23 protein-coding genes and 1 pseudogene are annotated in these 22,243 nt (G+C 48.6%); 13 read left to right on the forward strand and 11 right to left on the reverse strand.

The genetic code is table 11. The features are described from left to right. Positions 1 to 113: 113 nt before the first annotated feature. From ACFW2W_RS09555 to ACFW2W_RS09575, 5 genes are all read right to left on the reverse strand, one after another. A complete protein-coding gene (locus tag ACFW2W_RS09555) occupies positions 114 to 278 on the reverse strand; it encodes an EAL domain-containing protein (protein WP_378176605.1) in 165 nt (54 codons plus the stop codon). Further along, on the reverse strand, positions 259 to 384 hold the full coding sequence (locus ACFW2W_RS09560) for an EAL domain-containing protein (RefSeq protein ID WP_378176608.1): 126 nt from the start codon (positions 382 to 384) through the stop codon (positions 259 to 261). Before ACFW2W_RS09560 ends, ACFW2W_RS09555 begins: the two co-directional genes overlap by 20 nt. A gap of 252 nt (positions 385 to 636) precedes the next feature. Continuing rightward, the gene (locus tag ACFW2W_RS09565; protein WP_378176611.1) at positions 637 to 807 is read right to left on the reverse strand and encodes a hypothetical protein; all 171 of its coding nucleotides are present in this window, start codon (positions 805 to 807) and stop codon (positions 637 to 639) included. Next, a complete protein-coding gene (locus tag ACFW2W_RS09570; protein ID WP_378176614.1) occupies positions 807 to 1,025 on the reverse strand; it encodes a hypothetical protein in 219 nt (72 codons plus the stop codon). Before ACFW2W_RS09570 ends, ACFW2W_RS09565 begins: the two co-directional genes overlap by 1 nt. 306 nt (positions 1,026 to 1,331) lie before the next feature. After that, the gene (locus ACFW2W_RS09575) at positions 1,332 to 3,851 is read right to left on the reverse strand and encodes a PAS domain-containing protein (RefSeq protein ID WP_378176616.1); all 2,520 of its coding nucleotides are present in this window, start codon (positions 3,849 to 3,851) and stop codon (positions 1,332 to 1,334) included. A 196-nt stretch (positions 3,852 to 4,047) separates the two neighbouring features. Between ACFW2W_RS09575 and ACFW2W_RS09580 the strand changes: the two genes are divergently transcribed. Beyond that, entirely contained in the window at positions 4,048 to 4,953 is a 906-nt protein-coding gene (locus ACFW2W_RS09580; protein ID WP_378176620.1) for a carbohydrate ABC transporter permease, read from the forward strand. A 14-nt stretch (positions 4,954 to 4,967) separates the two neighbouring features. On the opposite strand, the gene ACFW2W_RS09585 is transcribed toward ACFW2W_RS09580, so the two are convergent. Together ACFW2W_RS09585 and ACFW2W_RS09590 are read right to left on the reverse strand one after the other, a co-directional pair. Continuing rightward, positions 4,968 to 5,561, reverse strand: a complete 594-nt coding sequence (locus ACFW2W_RS09585; protein ID WP_378176660.1) for a D-glycero-alpha-D-manno-heptose-1,7-bisphosphate 7-phosphatase — start codon at positions 5,559 to 5,561, stop codon at positions 4,968 to 4,970. A gap of 93 nt (positions 5,562 to 5,654) precedes the next feature. Further along, positions 5,655 to 6,614 (reverse strand): glycosyltransferase family 9 protein, encoded by a 960-nt coding sequence (locus ACFW2W_RS09590; RefSeq protein ID WP_378176624.1) that lies wholly within the window; start codon positions 6,612 to 6,614, stop codon positions 5,655 to 5,657. Positions 6,615 to 6,709: 95 nt separating this feature from the next. Between ACFW2W_RS09590 and ispD the strand changes: the two genes are divergently transcribed. Beyond that, the gene (gene ispD, locus ACFW2W_RS09595; protein ID WP_378176627.1) at positions 6,710 to 7,396 is read left to right on the forward strand and encodes a 2-C-methyl-D-erythritol 4-phosphate cytidylyltransferase; all 687 of its coding nucleotides are present in this window, start codon (positions 6,710 to 6,712) and stop codon (positions 7,394 to 7,396) included. Positions 7,397 to 7,398: 2 nt separating this feature from the next. On the opposite strand, the gene ACFW2W_RS09600 is transcribed toward ispD, so the two are convergent. Then, entirely contained in the window at positions 7,399 to 7,590 is a 192-nt protein-coding gene (locus tag ACFW2W_RS09600; RefSeq protein ID WP_378176630.1) for a hypothetical protein, read from the reverse strand. 639 nt (positions 7,591 to 8,229) lie between these two features. Beyond that, positions 8,230 to 9,021 carry a family 16 glycosylhydrolase gene (locus tag ACFW2W_RS09605; protein ID WP_378176632.1) on the reverse strand — a complete coding sequence of 264 codons (792 nt, stop codon included), beginning with the start codon at positions 9,019 to 9,021 and terminating at the stop codon, positions 8,230 to 8,232. Positions 9,022 to 9,509: 488 nt separating this feature from the next. Here ACFW2W_RS09605 and ACFW2W_RS09610 point away from each other — a divergent pair, with 488 nt between their 5' ends. Both ACFW2W_RS09610 and nfi read left to right on the forward strand, forming a co-directional pair. Then, the gene (locus ACFW2W_RS09610; RefSeq protein WP_378176635.1) at positions 9,510 to 10,502 is read left to right on the forward strand and encodes a glycosyltransferase; all 993 of its coding nucleotides are present in this window, start codon (positions 9,510 to 9,512) and stop codon (positions 10,500 to 10,502) included. Then, positions 10,499 to 11,161 (forward strand): deoxyribonuclease V, encoded by a 663-nt coding sequence (nfi, locus tag ACFW2W_RS09615; RefSeq protein ID WP_378176638.1) that lies wholly within the window; start codon positions 10,499 to 10,501, stop codon positions 11,159 to 11,161. The genes ACFW2W_RS09610 and nfi overlap by 4 nt, the downstream gene beginning before the upstream one ends. Before the next feature lie 52 nt (positions 11,162 to 11,213). Here the strand turns inward: nfi and ACFW2W_RS09620 are convergent, their stop codons facing one another. Continuing rightward, a complete protein-coding gene (locus tag ACFW2W_RS09620) occupies positions 11,214 to 11,774 on the reverse strand; it encodes a Uma2 family endonuclease (protein WP_378176663.1) in 561 nt (186 codons plus the stop codon). A gap of 385 nt (positions 11,775 to 12,159) precedes the next feature. Between ACFW2W_RS09620 and ACFW2W_RS09625 the strand changes: the two genes are divergently transcribed. The 4 genes from ACFW2W_RS09625 to ACFW2W_RS09640 all read left to right on the forward strand — a co-directional run bounded on the left by ACFW2W_RS09625 (position 12,160) and on the right by ACFW2W_RS09640 (position 15,688). Beyond that, a complete protein-coding gene (locus ACFW2W_RS09625) occupies positions 12,160 to 12,711 on the forward strand; it encodes an FHA domain-containing protein (RefSeq protein ID WP_378176641.1) in 552 nt (183 codons plus the stop codon). A gap of 6 nt (positions 12,712 to 12,717) precedes the next feature. After that, on the forward strand, positions 12,718 to 14,727 hold the full coding sequence (locus ACFW2W_RS09630; protein WP_378176643.1) for an FHA domain-containing protein: 2,010 nt from the start codon (positions 12,718 to 12,720) through the stop codon (positions 14,725 to 14,727). 200 nt (positions 14,728 to 14,927) lie between these two features. Further along, entirely contained in the window at positions 14,928 to 15,236 is a 309-nt protein-coding gene (locus ACFW2W_RS09635) for a hypothetical protein (protein ID WP_378176646.1), read from the forward strand. Between the two features lie 26 nt (positions 15,237 to 15,262). Next, the gene (locus ACFW2W_RS09640) at positions 15,263 to 15,688 is read left to right on the forward strand and encodes a hypothetical protein (protein ID WP_378176649.1); all 426 of its coding nucleotides are present in this window, start codon (positions 15,263 to 15,265) and stop codon (positions 15,686 to 15,688) included. A gap of 132 nt (positions 15,689 to 15,820) precedes the next feature. On the opposite strand, the gene ACFW2W_RS09645 is transcribed toward ACFW2W_RS09640, so the two are convergent. Continuing rightward, a complete protein-coding gene (locus ACFW2W_RS09645; protein WP_378176652.1) occupies positions 15,821 to 16,306 on the reverse strand; it encodes a hypothetical protein in 486 nt (161 codons plus the stop codon). 65 nt (positions 16,307 to 16,371) lie between these two features. On the opposite strand from ACFW2W_RS09645, the gene hetZ reads away from it, so the two are divergent. From hetZ to ACFW2W_RS09670, 5 genes and pseudogenes are all read left to right on the forward strand, one after another. Further along, entirely contained in the window at positions 16,372 to 17,547 is a 1,176-nt protein-coding gene (gene hetZ / locus ACFW2W_RS09650) for a heterocyst differentiation protein HetZ (RefSeq protein ID WP_378176666.1), read from the forward strand. Further along, positions 17,540 to 18,559, forward strand: a complete 1,020-nt coding sequence (locus ACFW2W_RS09655; RefSeq protein ID WP_378176655.1) for a hypothetical protein — start codon at positions 17,540 to 17,542, stop codon at positions 18,557 to 18,559. Before hetZ ends, ACFW2W_RS09655 begins: the two co-directional genes overlap by 8 nt. Positions 18,560 to 18,633: 74 nt before the next feature. Continuing rightward, positions 18,634 to 20,934, forward strand: a complete 2,301-nt coding sequence (locus ACFW2W_RS09660) for a DUF3488 and DUF4129 domain-containing transglutaminase family protein (RefSeq protein WP_378176658.1) — start codon at positions 18,634 to 18,636, stop codon at positions 20,932 to 20,934. Positions 20,935 to 20,983: 49 nt separating this feature from the next. After that, positions 20,984 to 21,736 (forward strand): annotated as a pseudogene (locus ACFW2W_RS09665) (Mu transposase C-terminal domain-containing protein); the annotation flags it as partial. 22 nt (positions 21,737 to 21,758) lie between these two features. Next, positions 21,759 to 22,136 (forward strand): hypothetical protein, encoded by a 378-nt coding sequence (locus ACFW2W_RS09670; protein WP_378176669.1) that lies wholly within the window; start codon positions 21,759 to 21,761, stop codon positions 22,134 to 22,136. Positions 22,137 to 22,243: the final 107 nt, after the last annotated feature.

The raw sequence follows: 22,243 nt of genomic DNA on the forward strand, positions 1-22,243 counted from the left end.
CATTTCTCAAAGCATGGAGGCATTGCGTCGGGTGTAGTTTCCTTCATGGGTATTTTTCAACGTGAACTTCTTATCTGGCATGGATCATAACTCATTTGGTTTTAATTCATTGTTTAAGTCCCGTTAGAAAAAAAGTATCCTTGTCCATATTCACATTGCAGCCGCTTGAGCTGAAGCATCTGCTCTGCGGTTTCGATACCTTCGGCAACCACATCCATACCGAGATTGTGAGCCAGCGTCATAATTGTCTGGACAATTTCAAGAGCGATTTTCCTCATCACCCACGCCGCTAATAAAAGAGCGGTCAATTTTCAAAGTATCAATCGGTAAGCAATGCAGACGCCCTAAGGAAGAATAGCCGGTGCCAAAATCGTCAATTCCCACTTTAACTCCCAGGGCTGCTCAGCTGAGAAAAGCATAGCGGTTACGGTATCGGCATCTTCTAGCAAGCAAGTTTCAGTAATCTCCAGCTTTAAAGAGCTAGTTTCTCTCACCAGTATCCCGAACAATTCGATCGATATGTTGAACCATGTCAGATTGGGCAAACTGCATCCCAGAAAGATTCACGCCAATAGCACTGATGCTTAAACATAGGCACGCCTTCAACTTGCGGTACAACGCGAGCGAGTTAAACCATCACCATCCTCGTGGTTGGCAATATGTACGGGTAGCGATCGCGCTTTTTCTCAATTCTGGAGTTGGACGCAAGCGGGCATTTGTGCGATCCCATCCCTCTAGCCACACCACCTGACCCAGTTTGTCCATCGCCGCCGCCATCTGTCCATCTTCCGGGCTACTTTCGGGCATCAGCACGTCCAATACCACCACACTGGGCTGCTGCTGCGGACAGTTGATTCAGCAACTGGGTGTATTGCCTGCGAGGCCAAGGAAAGCGACCTAGTTCCTTTAAAAAAAGCATCATCAATGTCAATTAACACCACCCGTTGATCCCAAGGCATCGCTCCCCGGAGGCGGAATAAACCCCGGTAAGCCAGGTGTTCCAGTGGCTGCCAAATGCCTAGCACTTTCGCCACTTGCAACGATTAAAGAAGGAAACCAGAAAAAAGCAAAATTCAAGAGTCAAGGATTTCTTTTCTTTTTCTTCGGCTTTTGGACTTGGGATTTTGGACTTTTCAGGGAATTGCCAGTTCATACATCTGCTGTTTTCCCAAAGGAGTCGCAACAGCTTTGATGCGACCGTTTATCACAATTTTGCTCAAAGGCTGCCAGATTTAATTTTTTCACGCCTCTCTATTTGGTAGAGACGCGATCGCCTTTATCTCTTCCCTTGCGAATTCCACCTCGATCCCAAATCTACAATCCAAAATTTTTTAAGAGGTCTTGTTAGGTGGATACCCATTGTCGAACACCTCATACCGTCCCTTGCCTAGCGCTTTGGCACGATACAAGGCTGTATCGGCATCGCGCAGCAGGTCTTCAGGTCGATCGTATCCGGTGCTGAGAACAATGCCAATACTAGCGCCGGTAAAAACTTCGTGTCCGTCGAGATAGAAAGGCGGTGTCAGTTCTCGGTTGATTCGTTCGGCGATGCTGGTGGCGTTACTAAGGTCGTCAATGGCTTCTAAAAGCAGGGTAAATTCATCTCCTCCCAAACGAGCGACGATGTCTTCAGCACGCACGCAGGTTTCGAGGCGGTGAGCGACGCAGCGAAGCAGCCGATCGGCTAATGCTACCAATAATTTATCCCCAACCAGGTGCCCCAAACTGTCGTTGACTTTTTTGAAACCATCCAAATCTACAAACAGCAGCGCAAACTGAAAATCTTGATACTGTTTCGCTCGCTCCACCGCTTGACTGAGGCGATCCATGAACAAAGCCCGGTTGGGCAAGCCAGTCAAGGTATCATAAAACGCCCGCTCCCGCAGCTGCTCCTTTGCCCGCTTGCGCTCGGTAATATCTTCCACCGTGCCTTCGTAGTAAAGCAGCTTACCTTCACAATCGCGCACCGCACGGGCATTTTCCGAAATCCAAATGATACTGCTATCTTGGCGGGAGACAGCAGACTCAAACTCTGAAACGACATCGTGTTCTTGCAACAGGCGCTTAAACTCAGCACGCCGGTTCGGGTCAACGTATAGTTGCTGTTTAATATCCGTCAGACGCGCCATCAGTTCTGTCGGAGACTCATATCCATAAATGCGTGCCAGAGCGGGATTGGCACTAATATACTGTCCGTCGGGCGTCGTCTGGAAAATCCCCTCAATTGCATTCTCAAAGATACTGCGATATTTTGCTTCTGCTTGCTGTAGAGCCTCTTCTGTCCGCTTGCGCTCGGTGATATCGGTGATGAAGCCTTCGAGTCCGAGGACTTTACCTGCGCTGTCATAGACCGCCGCTCCTTTCTCCCAAACCCATTTTTCCACACCTGATTGGGTACGAATGCGATATTCCACAACATAGGGTTTTAGAAGCGTGATGCCCGTAGCGATCGCCTCTAAAACCTTGGGTAAATCCTCAGGATGAGTAATCGAATCATAAGACACCGCGCGATCGCCGATCAATTCTTCACTGTGATACCCAGTCAGCGTAAAGCAACCTTCACTAATGTAAGTCATCGACCACGCTGGGTCATTTCCACAAGAAAACACAATCCCTGGCAACGAGTCAATCAAACTTGCCAGACGGCGCTGGCTCTCTCCCAGTGCAGCTTCCGCTTTCTTTTGCTGCATCACGGTTCCCAGATGCGCTGCCACTGCTGACACCAGCTCAACCAGTCGCTTGTCCTTCTGGCGAGATTCAAACAGGAAGAAAGTGAGAATTGCCACTACCCGATCTTTAGAGATAATCGGCACGGCAAATCCAGCTTTGAGTCCGCAATTTCTGGCGAACTGAGTCCGGATAAAAAATGGGGGCGGCTCAATCGAAGCATCGGGAATCCACTCTGGCTGCTTGGATAACCAAACTCGTCCCGGTAGCCCAATTCCCGGTGAAAACTTCAAGATTTCGCTCTCTAGCCGGAACTCACTCAGGGTTAGGGGAAGTTCTGATTGCAGCTTAGTGTTGGGTTGAAAGTTAGGAGGTTGATTTAAACCTTCCAGTTGCAACCTTTCAACCTGTAACTCTAAAGTGCTGCTGTACCAGGCGGGACTGCATTCTAAAATAGTGCCGTCTGAGCTGGGTATCCAAGCTTCGCCAAAATTCCAGCCAGTCATTTCACACACTTGACGTAACGCCACTGAAAGTGCCGTGTGAAAATCAGGAGCAGCACTAATTGCCTGGGTTAGGGTTTGCAACAGTTGAATTTCTTCTTCAGCCCGCTGGCGATCGCTAATGTCAATAGACCTATCCGCAAATGGGTGTAAAGTGTTAGCGGGGCGGGGAGCTAAATCCCGATTAGGGATTGAAATCACGATCAAGCCCTCCAGAGCTAGCAGTTCTCCCGACTCGGAGAAAACTCCACAACCCTGTTCCCAGACAAATTTCTCTTCTCCCGCTGCTGTGATGATGCGGTAGACAAGCTGGAAGGGTCTATTTTCTTGCACGGCGGCTTGTATGGCTTTCCACACCCGCTCTCGGTCGTCAGGATGAATCAGTTGGGCATAAGAGATTTCCCGGTTGCCAATGAGTTCAAACGGAGAGTAGCCGGTGAGCGGATAGCAGCCCTCGCTGACCGCCTCCATTGTCCAGTTCTGGTCGTTGCGGCAACGGTAAGCCATGCCAGGTAAGTTACTCATCAGGGTTGAAAGAGTACGAACTCCTGATAGGGATTGCCCCGTTGAGACATGGCACTCTTGCAATGCATCTGCTGTCGGCAACGTATAAGTCATTTCAAACGGTGTTCCCAGCCCCCTGATGTTTTCCTTGAGATCAACTGGTTCTAACCGCTCCACTCTCGGCGTCTCCTACAGAAATAATGTAAAGCTCGGAGAAAGCTCGTCAGCTGTGGCGAGGCAGCTATTCGCTGCTCCTTTCATGACGGTTAGTGTATATTAAACTACCCTGAAGTTTCCAACAACAGTAAAATAGACTACACTCGAATCGCCAATTGAAGGATTTCTAATTACTCATTGCTAATTGCTTTTTAATATGCAGCATTGGATGCCGAAAGATTGGATTTTCGCTAAACAAAGATTAACGCCTTATCTGTTTTTGCTGCCTGCTTTGTTGATTTTGGGGCTAACCGTTTTTTGGCCTGCCTTACAAGCGTTTTACCTTTCTTTCACCGAATACACTCTCATTGGTCAACCGCCAGAATGGGTAGGTTTTAAGAATTTTCGGCGTCTGTGGACAGATATGGTGTTTTGGCAGACGCTGGGGAATACTCTGCTTTACCTGATTTTTGTCGTGCCGATTTTAGTTGTGGCATCGCTAGGACTGGCGATTCTGGTCAACCAAAAGCTACGTGGAATTAGCTGGTTTAGAGCTTTCTATTATACACCTGTAGTCATTTCAATGGTGGTGGCTGGGATTGCTTGGAACTGGCTTTATGCAGAAAACGGTCTGTTGAATCAGGTGTTGGTAAACACAAAAATTATCCCGTTTCTCCAAAATGGCATCCCTTGGCTGACTAGCCCGCACTTTGCGCTTTTTAGCGTCATGGTGGTGACGATTTGGAAGGGATTAGGCTACTACATGGTGATTTATTTAGCTGGATTGCAATCAATTCCAGCAGATGTCTATGAAGCGGCGGCGATTGATGGCTCGGACGGGATTGCCAAGCATTGGGACATTACGATCCCATTGATGAAACCGTATCTGGTGCTAGTGGCGGTGATTTCTGCTATTTCTGCCACGAAAGTCTTTGAAGAGGTTTATATTATGACCCAAGGAGGGCCGCGAAACAGTTCCAAGACGATTGTTTATTATCTCTATGAGCAAGCTTTCCAAAATTTAGAGATGAGTTATGCTTGCACGATTGGACTGGTGTTGTTTTTGGTAATTTTGGGGCTATCGATATTGAATTTAAAGCTATCCAACTCAATTAAAAATTAAATTAAGAGTAATTTTTAATTGTTCTGCTGGCAAATCCACTCAACCGCCGCGACTAAATCTGGAGCGATGTAATCGGGTTGAGTGTGGTGTTGGTAGTCACCAGTGAGGACGCGATCGCCAAATCCAGTTTGCACTAAAATCCCCGTACAACCGGCATTGTGCGCCATGTCGATATCGGTGGCTTTGTCCCCCACCATAAAACTGCGCGACAGATCGAGATCGTGTTCCCAAGCCGCCGCCACCAGCATTCCCGTATTCGGCTTGCGCCAGGTACTCCAGCGGCTGAATTCTGGATTTGTCCCTCCTTCCGGGGGACTGAGATAAGGGCAGTAATACAAAGCATCTAAACGCGCCCCTGCTTCAGCTTGCAATAGCTGGCAGAGGCGCAGGTGCAGGGCATCCACATGGCTAGCCGGATAGTAGCCTCGTGCGGGGCCAGATTGATTGGAGACGAGACAGCAAAACATCTGTCGGTCGTTGAGCAGCCGTACCGCCTGAGCCACCCCCGATATTAGGTGTAAATCCTCAACTTGATGGATATAACCGGCTTCGACATTGAGGACGCCATCCCGGTCAAGAAATACTGCTGGTTTGGCAGTTTTAGACATGAATTGCATCAACAGAGAATAGTTTGGAGGGGCGGGAAAATTAAAAATTAAAATTTTGCAATTTTGCATTTTTAATTTTTAATTTTTAATTATTTAACCGCCCCAGATTTGCTTGAGAACATCTGCTGGAGGGATGTCGGCTATCGAGGAACTAGAGGATTGCAAACCGCGAACGCGATCGCTACTCGGCAGCAATTTTTTCGCTTCTGTGGGACCAAACAGCGCAATCGTGTAAGTACCAACGGCGACGGCTAAGTGCATGGGCGCACTATCCGTACACAGCATCAAGTTAGCACCGGCAATCATTGCCGCCAACTTCCCGATATCCCCAGGGGAAGTCACCTTCAGGTTAGAGGAGGACTGCATCAGTTGGCTGACGAATGCTTGATCCTCTGGCCCTTTGAGGAGGACAATCGGCAAATCGGGCTGGCGCTGTTGAGTTTCTTGAATAATCTGCTGCCATTTCTTGACCGGGTAGATTTTATCAATCCCTTTCGCCTGAGCCAGGGCGCTAGAACCACCATGAATCAGGATGTAGCCAGTTTCCTGAACACCTAGTTGTTTTTGTTCCTTTTGTGCCCACTCAATATCTGGTTTTGGTACATTGACCGCCAGAGGCGGACAGGGGGAATTAATTCCTAAACCTTGCAGCAAATCGTGATACATATCAGCGGCATACTGCTCAGTTTTTAGCGGTACTGGGTTAGTGAGAAACCAGTTTCCTGGGCCGTTATAGCTAATTCGAGCCGGAATGCCAGTCAGCCACAGCAGCAGCCCCACACTCCACCTACGCCCCAGAGACAGGGCGATATCATACTGGCGATCGCGGATTACACCCAGTAAATTTCCCCAGTCTGCTGGCCCAGTACGGTCTTTGAAGTCATAAGTGAGGGTTTCATTAACCGACTTGCAAACCCGGTAGGCACCCTTTGCCCTGGGTTCTACAATGACATCAATCTGAGCTTCCGGGTAATACCGCTTCAGGTCATCCAGGGTAGGGAAGAACAGAATTTGGTCGCCAATCCCGCCGGGGACAAGGGCAAGTATTCGCATTACTGTTGATCGAGGTTATTTATCAGCTTCATTTTAGGGGAAGATATACTGAGCGCAACAAGGATTAACAAAGCGGTCAGCAAAAGAGGAAGACTGTGCATTTATTGATTCCAGCAGCAGGGATGGGGCGTCGGATGGGGAGCGATCGCAACAAACTCCTTTTGACGTTGCTCGGTAAACCCTTGATTCACTGGACTCTCCAAGCGGTTGAAGCTTCTCGTCACATCAGTTGGATCGGTTTAATTGCTCATCCAGATGACTTTTCCGACTTCAAGGAGATTCTCGCCAATCTCTCCCTCACCAAGCCAGTGCAATTGATCGTCGGTGGGTCAACCCGGCAAGAATCTGTCTACAACGGCTTGCAGGCGCTCCCACCCGCCCACCACGTCTTAATTCATGATGGCGCTCGGTGTCTGGCGACGCCCCAATTACTGGATCGGTGTGCTGAAGAACTGATGAATTGTCCCGGCTTAATTGCAGCGGTGCCGGTGAAAGATACCATTAAAGTCGTGGATGCGACTGGGTTAATTGAGAGTACACCCGATCGACAGCATCTATGGGCGGCTCAAACACCGCAAGGTTTTCAAGTTGATTTGTTGCAACAGTGTCATACCGAAGCCCGACACCAACATTGGGAAGTTACCGATGATGCGGCTTTATTTGAAAAGTGCAATTTGAAAGTCCGGATTGTGCAGGGAGAAGAGACGAATCTGAAGGTGACAACGCCGGTGGATTTGAGTGTTGCAGAGTTTATCTTGCGCCAGCGCTTCGCAACGGAATGATCTCAATTACGGCGTGACTCTTGTGCGCTTTCTTGCTGATAAGAGTTCAATTGATTGCCTTGGGGTTCATATTTTTTTTGAACCTCTTCCAGCTGCTTAGTAATTTGATTGATTCTTTGCCTAACCGTCTGAAAGTCAATGTTACGCCAATTAATAATCGTATTTTTTACTTTTTTCTTTTCACTGTCAGCCACAGCTTACCTTCACCCTCCCTTCACAAAGTTTTTTAAATCTCTCTTGTAAATTAATGTAACTTGTGATATTTAAAAGTCCACTCCATCTTGCGGAGGAAACCAAAGTAAATATCCCCACATCTTGCACCATTCTTCTGAAGTCGGCGGTTGAAACTGCGTCTAAAACTCTGAAACCCTTGAAAAATCGTAGGGAATGGTAGAGCGTAAGCCTAGGCTTTAGCCTTCAAGGGAGAGTAACTAGGGCAAACTGCACCAGTGCTGGGTTTCGCTTACGCTCTACCCAGCCTACACATCTGAGATGTGGATAGTTTTTCAGGGGCTTATAAGTAGGTAGACATAATTAAACTCGCGCATCTGATGTAGGGAATGGTTGAGGAACGAAACCCAACGCATGACACGGGTTTGATAGGTAACGCTTACGCTCTACCCATCCTACAAATAATTAGATCCATCTACTTACCATTTTGTTTTTTGTTGGCAACAGATAGACTTCTTAGCCCCCCAATTTATCGGGAAGTTAGGGGGCTAGTTAATGTAGCGCCTCACAACCCAAATGGTATTAGTTTGTGTAGCCGCGACTTTAGTTGTCAGGCGTTTTTACTGAACCCAAAAAGTGAAATTGGATTGACTAGAAAACATCTATTGATTCTTTTTATAGACGCGGATATAGTCAACATCCAAGTAAGTCGGAAATGGGGTTGTGGTGAGAGGACATCCCGCAAAGCTGTCGCAGCTACCCACGAGATTGCCCACCGCCAGCACCATTGGGAAAGCATCAAACTTTTGCGTCGTGGTAAATTTTTGCACGCCATCGACGAGCCATGTCAAGCGTCCGGGTTCCCAAATCACGGTGTATTCGTGAAAGTCGTCGGTGTAGTTAGTTTCGTACAGTTTGGAAACTTCTGACTTCTTTTTACCATCCAGCAAATAGTGCTGCGTAAAGATATTTTCGTTAGGTATGTTTCCCCTGATTTCAGCAAAGTCGATTTCCGGAGGCCACTTAAAGTCCTGTCGCCACAGCGAAATGTAGCCTTGGGTACCTTCTCCCTTTTGAAAACGCGCCCGAACTACCCAACGTCCGTAGGTTTGAGCCGTAAGTTGGGTAAACCCGCCTGCGGTGTAAGGAAACGTGACTCCATTCTTAGTTACGGTTTCTTTCGCAATCTTGAGGCGCAATAGTCCGTTTTCTACGATTAGTGCGGAGTTTCCATTCCACCAGGAAACCGCTCCTGCTGAACTCGGTTTACCCCAGTATCGGACATAATTCGATTTGTCCAGGGAAGTTGAGTTGAACTCATCTGCGAAAGTAAGAGTCCAACCCGGAATATTGGGAGTGGTGTTGCTATTTGAAGTGATTGCAGAACCGGCTCGACTCAATGTTGAAGTGAGCAATACCACAAACAGGAACAAAAACAGAAAAATTCTTCTCATTTCAATCGCAACGAATTGTTCATGACTGACCTATTGCAAGGAACAGCCTGATTCACTCTTCTGACGTGTTGCGATCGCACCGGACATTATCAGGAACAGCCAATCCGTCTGTGGAATGCTAACTGTCGAGTAATCAATTGTTAGTTACGATCAATCCATTGATGTCGCTCTCACAAAGCTACTCTAAATGCTAGATAGATATGTAGTAATACTCCAACCGTAGCAACAATCCCTGCATTAATGAGTTAATTGTTGACGGAGTGAGGCAAACTCAAGAGAACAGCTAGAACGATAGTCGGATGATTCCAGTTAAGTGAATCGGCAAGATAAAGACCCTAATTAGATTTCATTCGCGGCTAAATCTCAGTTAAAATAACGCTTTTTTCAATTGAAACGGAGCCACGTTGACAACTGAACACAGCTCAGAAGCGGTTATACAGCAGCCTGCTTTGGCGTTAGCAGGCTTGCTATGGTGATTCCAGGTAAATATGAACTCCAGCCCTATGAAACAGCCCGTTCTGCCCAGGGTTTCCGTAATTGTCCCCATCTACAATGGTGAGGGGGACTTGCCAGACTTAATCGACTGCCTGCGATCGCAAACTTACCCCGCTGAGTATGTCGAATATTTGCTGGTCGATAATAACAGTTGCGATCGCACTGCTACACTTCTCCAGTCAGCCGCCGACTCAGCCGCTTGTGGCTTAACCATTCGCCCGATTGCGGAAAACCAAATCCAAAGCTCCTACGCGGCTCGGAATGCCGGGATTCGGGCGTCAACGGCTGAGATTTTTGCCTTTACCGACGCCGATTGTCGTCCTCAATCGCAATGGTTAGCAGACCTAATTGAGCCGTTTGCCAATCCCACGATTGGCATTGTCGTCGGTGAAATTATGGCTTTGCCAGGGAACACTCTGCTAGAAAAGTACGCTGACCGAGAAAATGTTTTATCCCAAAAACATACCTTAGAAAATCCGTTCTGTGCTTATGGTCAAACTGCTAATCTAGCGATTCGGCGGAAAGCTCTGGAACAAGTGGGTTTATTCCGCCCTTACTTGACCACTGGCGGCGATGCTGACATCTGTTGGCGCATCCAACGGGAAAGTGATTGGCAGTTGCATTTTGCCCCTACAGCGATTGTCCAGCACCGGCATCGTTCCACGCTTGAGGAACTTCAAAGTCAATGGCGTCGGTATGGTCGCTCGAATCGCTACTTGCACGAACTGCATGGCGTCAAGCTGATGAACAACCTGAGTGCCAAGGAATATCTATATCGCCTGAGTCGGTGGTTGGTCAAAGAATTGCCGGTGACGGGTGTGAAAGCGATCGCTGGGAAAGCCACGCTTGTAGACTTGTTGAGGACTCCCATCGGTTTGATTAATGTCCGAGCGAGAGCAGCGGGGCAAAATGAAGCTAAACTTCCGGAAGAAGCCAGGGTAATTGAGTGGCTGGAAAAACCCCAGGATGTGGAAGTAAATCCATGAAAATCCACCAACGTCATGCATGGCCTGATACGGCTGAGGAAGCGATCGCCATCCAGCAAGAACTGAGCAAAGAAGTAATTACTTCAGACCAGTTGGAATCGGTGCAGTATGTCGCTGGGGTCGATATGGGTTTTGAGGAGTCGGGTACCATCAGTAGAGCAGCCGTTGCCGTTCTGAGTTTTCCAGATTTACAGCTACAAGAGCAAGCGATCGCCTTCCGTCCCACTACCTTTCCCTACATTCCCGGATTCCTCTCCTTCCGGGAAATTCCGGCAGTTCTAGACGCCTTAGAAAAAGTCAGCATCACGCCTGACTTAATCCTCTGTGATGGTCAGGGAATCGCCCATCCCCGCCGATTTGGCATCGCCTCCCATCTCGGAGTGCTAATCGACCTTCCCACGATTGGTGTCGCCAAATCTTTGCTCGTTGGTAAGCATGACGAGTTGCCAGTTGAAAAAGGCGCATGGCAACCGTTGCGGTATCGCCGCGAAACGATTGGCGCGGTATTGCGATCGCGCACTGGCGTTAAGCCAGTTTATATTTCTAGCGGACATCGGGTGAGTCTAGAAACGGCGATTGATTATGTGATGCGTTGCACTACGAAATACCGCTTGCCAGAAACAACCCGCATTGCTGATAAACTGGCGTCGAATCGATGATGCAAGCTTGACGGGGATGTGTTTGGGATGCGATCGCTTCTTTTAGGAAACACTATCCCAATATTTCATCTACCGTTAAGTTAATATCAGGAAAAGCTTGGATAAAAATACTTTGTCCTCGCTGTAACTTCTGCACGTTCTGGTAGCCATTTGACGCAGGTTGCCGGTAAACTTCTAGACATTGTTCATTAATATCCACCAACCAAACTTCCGCAATTCTGCTACTTGCATACAGGGGAATTTTTATTTCGCGGTCAAACTCCGCAGTGGTGTCTGCAACTTCCACCAAGAGCAAGATATCTTGGGGTTGAGGATGTCCCGCTTCGTAGAAATCTTCCCGTGGTTGCAGTAATGCGATGTCAGGTTGTGGTTCCGCGCGATCGCTCAATTCGATAGGATTTTGAACTCGGACAATGGCTCTTTCTGCTAGACGACTGCCAAATAATCTATTCAGACGGTCAACACAGGCTGCATGGCGTCTTCCAATTGGGGACATCTCTACAATTTCTCCATCTAATAGTTCCACCCGATCGTTCTCTGTGAGAATACCAGCCTCTGCCATCTGGTGGTATTCCTCTAGGCTAAATCGCCGTCTGAGTAGCTGAATTGACATCACAACCTCCTGTTGCAGAAAATCGAATTTTATTTTTAAGCGATCGCCGATTGGTATCAACCCCATCTATAATTTTATATCTGTTTTCATTGACAAAATTGTTAAACTATGCCAGTAAGCTTGTTGGTGCCATCACGAACGCCAAAACTTAAATGAATTGCACGGGAACAACATCGGGAACATTTACAAAGTTTGCCACTGAGTAACGCCTTCTCAGAAAGTGAGGTTGAGCAAAGATAACTGCTTGCCGTCATTTCCTATGCATTTTAGTTTTTTTTAAACTTCCTACACAATTTCGGATTTTTCTTCCAGGTCATGTTAGAAATCAGGACACTAAGACTTGAAGCACTTTATAGAAAATAGAAAATATATAAGGGCTGGCAATATGAATGAATTAACTTTAGAGTGGCAAGAAGCCGGTCGGGTACAAACCCAGACAATTCACGATCGACAAATTGCTAAACATCCCGGCACCATCCGGATTGGTCGTGACCCAGCTCGATGCGATATCGTTTTGACAGATCCCACAGTATCTGGGCTGCACGTCGAAATATTTTTTAACCAACAGCAGCAAAGCTTTTACTTGCGGAACCTGCGAGAAAGTAATCCGCCGCTAGTGGATGGGCGCACCATCATTCAAGGCGAGGTGCCTCTGAGCCAGGGTAGCACGATCTGTTTAGGACAGATAGAACTCAAGGTGACAGCGGTTTCCCTGGCAGTGATAGGCGTTCCTCCTACGGTTTTGTTGCCGCCACCGTCACCCGCAGCAGGCAAACCAGCCCCCACCGCCCCTAACCCAGCGGCTGTAACCTATGGTTTGGAATGTTCCAGTTGTCATCGAGTTTCACCGTATAACTTACTGAATTTGGGGTGTCCGTGGTGTGGCACCTCCCTAGCAGCAGCATTGAGCGTTTTAGTCACTCCTAGCAGCAACTAATCAACCATGAATCCAGCACTCATGCGCCTTCGCCTCAGCTGGGACGATCCAGGAACGGGAGAACGGAAAGAACCGACGCTAACCCTCCCAATTGCACTGGGACGGGAATTTAATCAGATGCCAGCGGAAATTAATGGGCGTCGCGTCTCCCGATTAGCCCTCAATAGTCTTGAGGTTTCCCGCTTCCACGTCCTGATTGATATGGACGCTGGCGGGTTGGTGGTTATCGACCAAAACAGCAGCAACGGCACCTTGATTAATGGGCAACGTCAGACGCGCAGTGTTCTGGGTAATGGCGACTCGCTGCAAATTGGCCCTTATTACATCAGCGTTACCTTCGCTGCAAATCCACCTGCATCGCCCCCCTCTGGCAATTCCCAGATTTTCTTTCACCCAGACACGGATTTACCTGACCCCAGGATTAGCCATCCAGCACCGCTGCCTCCGCTTGTCTCCCCCGCGCCACCTGGGGGAACGGCAGCGTTTCCCCCACCCGCGTTTCAGGCGCAGCAAGTCGTCGTGCAAGACCTCCATGCTACTGGGTTGCGGGTGGATGAAGTGGACTATGCCGCCGTTGGGGGCGGTTTGGGCAGCTTTGTCTGGGTCGATTTATTAAGAATTTACGGCGTGAAAAGCAGTCAGATTGCGGCTTTGGGAATGGAACCCCAACCGTATGCCCGTTACAAGCGGCTGTGCATGAATTCGCAAATTCCTCTGTACGAACGGCTGCGGTCGAATTCGGATTCTTGTCCTGATAATATTTGGGGTTGGCCTAGTTATGCCCTGCGGGAAGCTGGGCACGATTTGCTCAAGGGAAGTTTAGGAACAGGATTAGGGTATTTGTGGCAGGTATTTGCCGAACCGGCTTTTGCCCAAACTTATACCCCTCGTGCCGGTAATGTCTTTGACGCTATCGATAGGGAAGCAAAACGGATTGGTTGGGAACAGATATTTCGCTACGCCAGCGTCCGTTCGATTCGGAAAACTGAGGATGGACGATATGCGATCGCTTATTCTCGTACCAGTGCCAACCACCGCGACCATGCCTTCTTAATCGCCCGCAATGTCCAACTCGCCACCGGCTACCCGGCAATTCAGTTTCTCCCAGATTTGCAAGCTTACCGGGAAAAAACCAATGATTTTAAGTCCGTCGTCAATGCCTACGAAGAACATAACCACGTCTACGAGCATTTAGAGAAATTTGGTGGTACCGTGATGATTCGGGGGCGAGGGATTGTCGCTTCGCGGATCGTACAGCGAATTTATGAAGCTAGGGCAAAAAACCCAAATATCTCGCTGCTACACTTGATGCGATCGCCTAAACCCCAAGGTAACAAATTTGGGCGATCGCAACGGGCTGTCGAAAATCATTACGAATTTCAACCCTTTAACTGGCCTAAAGCCACTTGGGGCGGTGAATTGCGGGTAATGCTTGAAAAAGCCGACCCCGAACAGCGATCGCGCTTACTCGCCGATTGGGGCGGCACCACCACAGCTGACCGCCAAGATTGGCGACGCATGGTTGAAGAAGGCATCCGTCAAGGCTGGTATCAAATTACCTTTGGGGAAGTGGAACGAGTCGAACGCAACCCCCACTCGTCAGGAATTGAGCGCACCGTTACCTATATTCAAGAAAAGGGATTAAAAGGACAAATTCGCCTCGAAGCTGACTTTATCATCGACGCCACCGGACTCGATGCCAAAGTCAAAGCCAATCCCCTCCTGAACGACCTTGTCACCCATTACAACCTCCCCCTCCATGAAAATGGGCGGATAGCTGTTGCCAACAATTTTGAACTCGTCGAAATGCGATCCTCGCGGGGTCGGATGTATGCTGCTGGTGCTATGACCCTAGGGGGTCCTTACGCCGCTGTTGATAGCTTCTTAGGGTTGCAATATGCAGCACTTTGTGCAGTTGATAATCTGGCGGCAGCCCATGCCCCCGGAATCCATCGACTGAACTTTTTGAGTTCTTTTGGGCAATGGCTGAAGTGGGTAGTGAATCAAGCACCGTAAATTTACTAGATTGGCTCTGGGCACTCCACTGATTGCCCAGAGCAGATTTCAGCAATATTGCTGATTCATCTAGAAGCGGAGAGGCAGAAAATATAGATAGATACTGAAAAAAAGTTGACTCCATCAATACCTGCTGTCATCGCCCTGAGCGAACCAAAAATATACGAGTCCATTGCACTTATAGGAATGGAGGCAATAAAGTGCGAAAACTCAAAATTTTTAACGAAGTTTTACCTGAAGTCAGGCTGTTCAAGTGTAAAGAAGCGGAGATGAGCAGCAGCTACCTTCTAGAAGATTTGACAATGAAGGAAATCGCTGACTATATGGGTTTTGGCTGTATCGCCGACCCCGAAGAGGCAAATGTTATGTCGGAAACGACAGGGCTGCCAATTGTGGGAAATTCTGTTTGGGTGAGATGCCCATCTAAGCTAGAAGTAGGAATAGTCTACGAAGGTCATTTACGCAAAAAAGAAGCGTCCGGACTGCCCGAACTGAAGCTTGAAAACTGATGCGGTAAGTGGATTAAAAATTTACCATGACTCCGACACTCTTTGGTCGTTGGCAAACCAGATTATTTCTGCTAGTAACAGTGGGCACGTTGGTAACGTTGCCCTTTGCTTTGGGCGTCATTAGTCCCGGTGCCGACTCGCTTTTTTTCTGGATACTAGGGTATGTTGCTGTCTTTGGACTCGGCTGGGATCTTCTTTATGACTATATTCAGAAATTCCGTTGGGATCGAGATTGGCCCGGAGCATTACAGCTGCTTGCCGGTATTTGGGAAGCGGTATTTATCGTAGTGCTGGTGAAAATATTTAGCTTACCGGGTGTAGGACGGGATTTGCCGCTGCAATGGTTTGTGCTGCACTACAGTCTCGTGTGGCTTAGCGTCTATCTGGCGTCGCAAACCATCATGCGAATTTTGTTTCCTCGTTGGCGTTTCCACGGGGGTCAGTTAATATAACGGACGTTGCAGCGTACTGAATCCGGTTCATTAAAAAATCTAAAAATTAGCAGTGATTGTTCGGCGTTACACGCTCAAAGAATGATAATGATTCGTAGGGCGGACAACACCACCCTACAAAAAGCCCATGACTCAAGCGATATCGGGGGGCAAATTTCTGGGATTAGAGTTGAGGGAAGGCCAGTGTTGTTGCCGGTGTTCTTTAATCCGGTTCAGCAGATTTTCCCGAAATATTTCAGTCCCGGTGGTACGATTACCGGGAGTTTCAAAGAAAATCGTGCTATCTACAATATCCCTGCCAACCATTTCAAATAAAATGTGAGTCACAGGTTCTGGCAAGGCAATAATTTCAGGATCTGGCACCGAAGGGAAAAGGTTGGCGTCTTCTAAAGTTGAAAAGGCGTGGATCGCATTTTTTTCGAGATTGGCTTGGGCGCGATTGCTAAGGGTCGTCAACAGCCAACCATCTTCCTGACTCTGGAGAATGTAATACTCCGAATGTTGCAGCTCAGTCGCATAGTTTACGAGAACGGGTGCAATCTCCGTAATCCACTTAGGTGGGATGCGATAGAGGGGCGCTTTGTCAATCAGAGCTTGAATTTGTTGGTCTAAGTTCATAAGGACTATTTGGGGTCTTCTGCCGTTAACGTGTCGTAGTTGGGTATGCTAGGGTCTTGACAACAATCAGCCATTGTGGGGAAATCTACCAGGGAGTGGTGGAGGCAATCTTTCAACTACTATTTAACGAACTCCGAGTGTCATCCAAGGCGTCGGAGCAGAACTGTCGTGAGGTTGCGGCGCGGATAGCTAGCGAAGTCGCCCGGATTTGCACTGAGAGTAAGCGCATCCAGGACTCAGGAGACATCGAAACCTGGGCAATAACACTGGCTCGTCTTCGCCTGAAACAATGTCTTCATTATTACCAAATGGGGGCACACCGGGGACGAGTAGAATTACATAGCACTCTCAGTGCGATCATCTATCGCTACATTACACCGTCGCAAGTGCCTACGAGCTACCAGGCGCGGCTAACTCTGATAGAAGATTTCTTACAGGGATTTTATGCTGAGTCCTTAAACGCATTTCGACGAGAAAGCGGAATGGGTGCGGCGTATCGTCCTCATACTTTGTTGGAACTGGCAGAGTACATGGCTTTTGCCGAGCGCTACGGCAAGCGGCGCATTCCTTTGCCCGGTCATCGCACTCAGCAATTAATTATCCTGCGGGCGCAGACTTTTTCGCAACAGCAACCCCCGGAAACTTCCGTAGATATGGAGCAGGCGGCAGAGGGAGCTGCCACTGATTCCGACTCGGTTTGGAATGAAGCGACGGTGCATCAGGTGCGGGAGGCGATGGTCGCTCACGAATCCGAACCGCTGGAAAAAAGCCTGCGCCAGACGGTGATTAAGGAGTTGCTGGCTTATCTGAAAGAGCGCCAGCAAAATGAATGCGCCGATTATTTTACTTTGCGCCTGAAAGATTTATCCGCTGGGGAAATTGAAGCAATTTTGGGTTTGACGCCGCGCCAAAGGGATTATTTGCAGCAACGCTTCAAATATCATTTGATTCGATTTGCTCTTTCTCAGCGCTGGGAACTGGTGCATCAGTGGTTGGAAGCGGATTTGGAACGGAATTTGGGTTTGACGCCTCAGCACTGGCAAGCATTTCAAGGAATGCTGAGCGATCAGCAGGCGGAATTACTACGATTAAAGCAACAGGGACTCCCAAACGCAGCGATCGCTCAAACTTTGGGTTGCACGGTCTCCCAGGTGGAGAAGCGGTGGTTCAAGCTGCTAGAGATTGCCTGGGAAATTCGCAATCGTTCAGTATCCGGAGCAAGTGCATCTCAAGATGAATAGTGACCTAGACAACAATTCCGAAGCGATAGACAACCGCTTTCTGGCGAGTCTGCTAGAGGATGGCGATCCTCTAGCAGCGCCACCACCCCAAGAATCGCCTGCTCTTACAGACGACTGGCTGGCGGCAGAGCTGGAATTGGATGCGTTAGATCCACTGGATTCAGAAGACTTGAGCGTAGTGACCGACCACTTCGGTGAAGCGACCCAAGGCTGTCAACCACTCAACTTGGGAGGAGAAATACCGACTGTGCAAAATCGTTTCCATGCGCTTTTGAAGCGCAAACTACAAGCAGAAATTGAACGGAATCCACCCCTGTTTCCCTGGGAGACGGAGATTCGTAATTATGAACCTGACTATTCAGACAGCCAAGTTTCGAGCTGGGTTCCCCTATGGACGCCGCAGCTCTCTAACTTCAGTCTGCCAGTCACCCTACCCGAAACGGTTTTAACACAACTGCTACACTCTTGCCAGGAGGCGATGCAGTCGCAGCTGCAACAGGGAGCAAAAATGGTGCGTGCCGCCAGTGCCTTATTTCCAGAGCAACCCCAGGCACTGAACCAGTTAGCAGGATTGGTGCTGCTCTATCCGACCCGTTCTCCTCAAGAGCAGCAACTTTTTACAAATCGTTATGAAGAGGCGACAGACAGTCAACAAATGGCGCTGTCCTTATTGGCAGCTAGAGAAATCATCAACGCGCTGACGCTGCCTGTATCGCCGGATCGGCAGCCGGTAGAGCGACAGTGGGAGACGACTGTTGGACTGATGACTCTTAGGGCGGAATATCAGGTAGAAGGGCGGGTTCCCAGATGCCGGATTGAGACGCGCTTGCCTCGCGGCGGCAGGTTAACTGTGCGTACCCCGCAAGGCTCGGCAACGGCACAGCGCACTTATCCGGGCTATTTGAGTGTAGAATCCTTTGATTTGGAACCCAACCAGACTTATCCTCTGGAAATTCAGTTTCAGGAACTGGATCGGCAACCGCTGATTTTTGCGATCGCGGTCAGTAATTAAATGGCTAATGGCTAATCGCTAACTGTGATAGAACAATTAGCAATGAGCAATTAGCGATTGACCTTTTCCCCAGTATGCGGCGTCTACCAGTTTTTAATCAGTTTAGGCAGCGGCTAGCGGCGATGCCGATGCCGGAAACGGAAGAATCAATTCTGTTGCGGGTGCTGGTGCAGGCGCTCGTGTTGGTAGGAATCATCGCCACGGATGTGGCAGCCGAGACGCAGATTAGCTTGTGGGCTGTGCCGCTCAGCATTGCCGGTGCGACGTGGAGTTGGTATCGACGACGCGATCGCAATGTGCCAGTGAAGTTCTTACTGGCGATTGGAATGTTGGTGGCACTGGCAGTTTTCTTGAAAAATCTGTTTGGTCAACTGAACGATACCCGACTGGTGCTGGCAGAGTTGTTAATTCATCTGCAAGTGCTGCATAGCTTCGATCTGCCCCGTCGCAAGGACTTGGGGTATTCGATGGTAATCGGGCTGATTTTGTTGGGTGTTGCTGGTACGGTGAGCCAGACGTTCGCTTTTGCACCCGTGTTGCTGGTGTTCTTAGGCATCGCCCTGCCGGTGTTGGTGCTAGATTACCGTTCGCGGCTCGGTTTGGAACAAATAAAAATGAAAAATAAAAAATTAAAAAAGGGGAATTCCCCAATTTTTAATTGGAAATTTTTCAGTATAAATTTTTTAGCGATCGTGGGACTGGGGTTGACGCTTTTTGCCGTGATGCCTCGGTTTCCTAGCTATCAGCTACAGACATTTCCCGTCAGTGCCCCCAGCAATCTCGCACAAAAGGATTTTCCCAGTAATAACCGTGGCATTGTCAACCCCGGTAAACAGGGCAAGGGAGGCTTTGGTAGCGGGTCAAATCAAGACGCTGGCCCTGGCAATGTAGATGATACTTTTTACTACGGCTTTAACAGTAAGATTAACCAGAACCTGCGGGGAGAGATGAAGCCCAAGGTGGTGATGCGGGTACGCTCCCAGTCAGAGGGATTTTGGCGGGTGCTGGGGTTTGACCGCTATACGGGTCAAGGTTGGGAGATTTCGCGCGACAATCAAACGCAGACGGTAGAGCGTCCACCTTGGTCATACCGATTTTTTATCCCCAGACAGTTCATTACTGGGAAAACTAGGGAGGTGATTCAGACCTACACGGTGGTGTCTGAGATGGCGAATCTGCTGCCAGCCCTGGCGTATCCCAAGGAACTCTACTATCCCACGCAAAGAGTGGCACTGGATACAGAAGGCAGCGTGCGATCGCCTTCACTGTTGCAAGAGGGACTCACCTACACGGTAGTTTCAGAAGTTCCTTACCGCGATCGCACTCGTTTGGGGCAGGCGTCCACTGACTATTCCAAAGCCATCCGAAATTACTATCTGCAAGTTCCTCCCCAAATTACTGGCAAAGTGCGGCAGGCAACTGAAGAAATCTTAGCGAAGTCGAAAAAACCCATCACCTCGCCTTACGAAAAAGCTCTTTACTTGGCTCAATATCTTAAACAGCACTACACAATTCCACCAGATCCCAATAGTTTGCCGTTTTTGGATGAAAACGAAGACTTAGTAGAGGCATTTCTCTTCAAGTACAAAGGCGGCTATCCAGACCACTTTTCCAGCGTCCTCACGATTATGCTGCGTTCGATTGGCATCCCGGCGCGACTGGTGGGGGGCTTTTCCCCTGGTGAGTTCAATCCCTTCACTGGCTTATACATCGTCCGCAACACTGATGCCTATCTGATGACGGAGGTGTATTTTCCGAGTAACGGTTGGTTTGCTTTCGATCCGATTCCCACGCATCCACTCATTCCGGCTTCGATTGAAGAAGACCAAACTTTTAGCGTGTTGCGCCAATTCTGGAAGTGGGTTGCCGGTTGGTTGCCTTCGCCCGTCACCAGTTGGCTGAATAACGTGTTTGGTGCGATCGCTACCTGGTTGATTGGGGGAATCATCTGGCTGTGGGCGTTGTTATCCAGGGGTTGGGTGGGCTTGTTCGCCGGTCTCATTTTAGCCATTTGCCTAGGTTTTTTGGGCTGGCTGGCTTGGAAGGGTGTGCGTTTATGGCTGTACCGTCGCTGGTTAGCTAAGCTGCCGCCGATGGAAAGTCTTTACCAGGAAATGTTGGCAAGTTTACGCACTCAGGGATACGCCAAGCATCCAGCCCAGACGCCCTTGGAGTATGCTTCTCTGGCGTATCAACACCAGCCACTGGAATCTGCTGAGGCGATTGACGAGATTACCCAAGCTTATGTCAGTTGGCGCTATGGTAAACAGAATCCCAATGTGAAGCAGTTGCGGCTGCGGCTGCGAGAGTTGAAAAAATCTCAGTTGAAGAAGCGTTGGCAGCAGCGCCAAGATTTAAAGCTGAAGACTCAATAATATTATTTCTGGCGCGATCGCTATTTCCCCACCCAACACCAAATAGCGAACGGAATTGTTTTCAATGTTGCCTGGATATACAGGTTCTAATGTGCAGGAGCGTCCAGAAGAAGCGGAGAAGGAAGCTTGTCTGACGCTGTGGGAATTAGAACAATTGCTGGTGCGCTTCATTGTAGACAAGTACAACCAAAGTATTGATGCGCGAATGGGCGATCAGACTCGCTTCCAACGATGGGAAGGGGGATTGATTGCGGTTCCTAGTCTAATTTCTCAACGGGATTTGGACATTTGTTTGATGAAGCAAACCCGCCGCACAATCTATCGAGGGGGTTATCTGCAATTTGAGAATTTGATGTATCGGGGTGATTGTTTGGAAGGCTATGCCGGAGTAAGCGTGGTGCTGCGATTTGACCCCAGAGATATTACAACTATTTTGGTTTACCGCAATGAAAACGGTAAAGAGGTATTTTTAGCCCGTGCTTATGCCCAAGATTTGCAAACTGAGCAACTGTCTTTGATTGAGGCTAAAGCCAGCAGTCGGAAGATTCGGGAGACGGGTAAAACAGTCAGTAATCGCTCAATTTTGGCAGAAGTGCGCGATCGCGATACCTTTTTAACTCAAAAGAAAAGCAAAAAGGAACGTCAAAAATCCGAGCAGGTTGAAGTTCAAAAAGCTAAAAAGCCCTTACAGACTAAGCCGGAAGCTGAAGAAATGGAATTGGCAGTTATTGAACATGAATCTGTCCCAGAAATGCCAGAAATCTTTGATTACGAACAAATGCGGGAAGATTACGGGTGGTAAGGCGGCGGGGCTTGGGGGTGCGATGCCTTCGGCGGGCTTCGCCTACGCTCGTTGGGAAAAGTTCTATCACAATCCTTTTCCCAGTCGTCAGCAGTTGGAGGCGATCGCCGTTTTAATGGGCGTTGATGCGGATAGGTTAGCTCAGATGTTACCGCCTGAAGGGGTGGGAATGAAACATGAACCAATTCGGTTATGTGGGGCGTGTTATGGGGAAGTGCCTTGTCACAAGATTGAGTGGCAGTTTAAAACGACGCAGATGTGTGAAAAACATAAATTGAGTTTGCTATCAGAATGCCCAAAGTGCGGAGCAAGGTTTAAGATTCCGGCGTTGTGGGTTGATGGGTGGTGTCAAAGGTGTTTTATAGAGTTTGGGAATATGAGTAAGCTGTTATGCATTTAAATAGGGTATAATGGAAAGCTTAATTAAGTCAAATGAGTGCAGAAATGCCAGCGAAGAATCATCTCAATGCAGAGCAACTAAAGAAACTACACTCAGCCTTAAAAAAG

Source organism: Coleofasciculus sp. H7-2, assembly GCF_042747725.1.
Lineage (GTDB): Bacteria > Cyanobacteriota > Cyanobacteriia > Cyanobacteriales > FACHB-T130 > FACHB-T130.

What these genes read in the sequence shown, in the direction of transcription:
- ACFW2W_RS09610 (WP_378176635.1), top strand. Translation starts at nt 9,510, where the DNA reads ATGAACTCCAGCCCTATGAAACAGCCCGTTCTGCCCAGGGTTTCCGTA.
- ACFW2W_RS09655 (WP_378176655.1), top strand. Translation starts at nt 17,540, where the DNA reads ATGAATAGTGACCTAGACAACAATTCCGAAGCGATAGACAACCGCTTT.
- ACFW2W_RS09625 (WP_378176641.1), top strand. Translation starts at nt 12,160, where the DNA reads ATGAATGAATTAACTTTAGAGTGGCAAGAAGCCGGTCGGGTACAAACC.
- ACFW2W_RS09640 (WP_378176649.1), top strand. Translation starts at nt 15,263, where the DNA reads ATGACTCCGACACTCTTTGGTCGTTGGCAAACCAGATTATTTCTGCTA.
- ACFW2W_RS09565 (WP_378176611.1), bottom strand. Translation starts at nt 807, where the DNA reads ATGCCCGAAAGTAGCCCGGAAGATGGACAGATGGCGGCGGCGATGGAC.
- ACFW2W_RS09645 (WP_378176652.1), bottom strand. Translation starts at nt 16,306, where the DNA reads ATGAACTTAGACCAACAAATTCAAGCTCTGATTGACAAAGCGCCCCTC.
- ACFW2W_RS09590 (WP_378176624.1), bottom strand. Translation starts at nt 6,614, where the DNA reads ATGCGAATACTTGCCCTTGTCCCCGGCGGGATTGGCGACCAAATTCTG.
- ACFW2W_RS09630 (WP_378176643.1), top strand. Translation starts at nt 12,718, where the DNA reads ATGAATCCAGCACTCATGCGCCTTCGCCTCAGCTGGGACGATCCAGGA.
- ACFW2W_RS09555 (WP_378176605.1), bottom strand. Translation starts at nt 278, where the DNA reads ATGAGGAAAATCGCTCTTGAAATTGTCCAGACAATTATGACGCTGGCT.
- ACFW2W_RS09585 (WP_378176660.1), bottom strand. Translation starts at nt 5,561, where the DNA reads ATGTCTAAAACTGCCAAACCAGCAGTATTTCTTGACCGGGATGGCGTC.
- ACFW2W_RS09605 (WP_378176632.1), bottom strand. Translation starts at nt 9,021, where the DNA reads ATGAGAAGAATTTTTCTGTTTTTGTTCCTGTTTGTGGTATTGCTCACT.
- ACFW2W_RS09660 (WP_378176658.1), top strand. Translation starts at nt 18,634, where the DNA reads ATGCGGCGTCTACCAGTTTTTAATCAGTTTAGGCAGCGGCTAGCGGCG.
- ACFW2W_RS09670 (WP_378176669.1), top strand. Translation starts at nt 21,759, where the DNA reads ATGCCTTCGGCGGGCTTCGCCTACGCTCGTTGGGAAAAGTTCTATCAC.
- ACFW2W_RS09580 (WP_378176620.1), top strand. Translation starts at nt 4,048, where the DNA reads ATGCAGCATTGGATGCCGAAAGATTGGATTTTCGCTAAACAAAGATTA.
- ACFW2W_RS09620 (WP_378176663.1), bottom strand. Translation starts at nt 11,774, where the DNA reads ATGTCAATTCAGCTACTCAGACGGCGATTTAGCCTAGAGGAATACCAC.
- nfi (WP_378176638.1), top strand. Translation starts at nt 10,499, where the DNA reads ATGAAAATCCACCAACGTCATGCATGGCCTGATACGGCTGAGGAAGCG.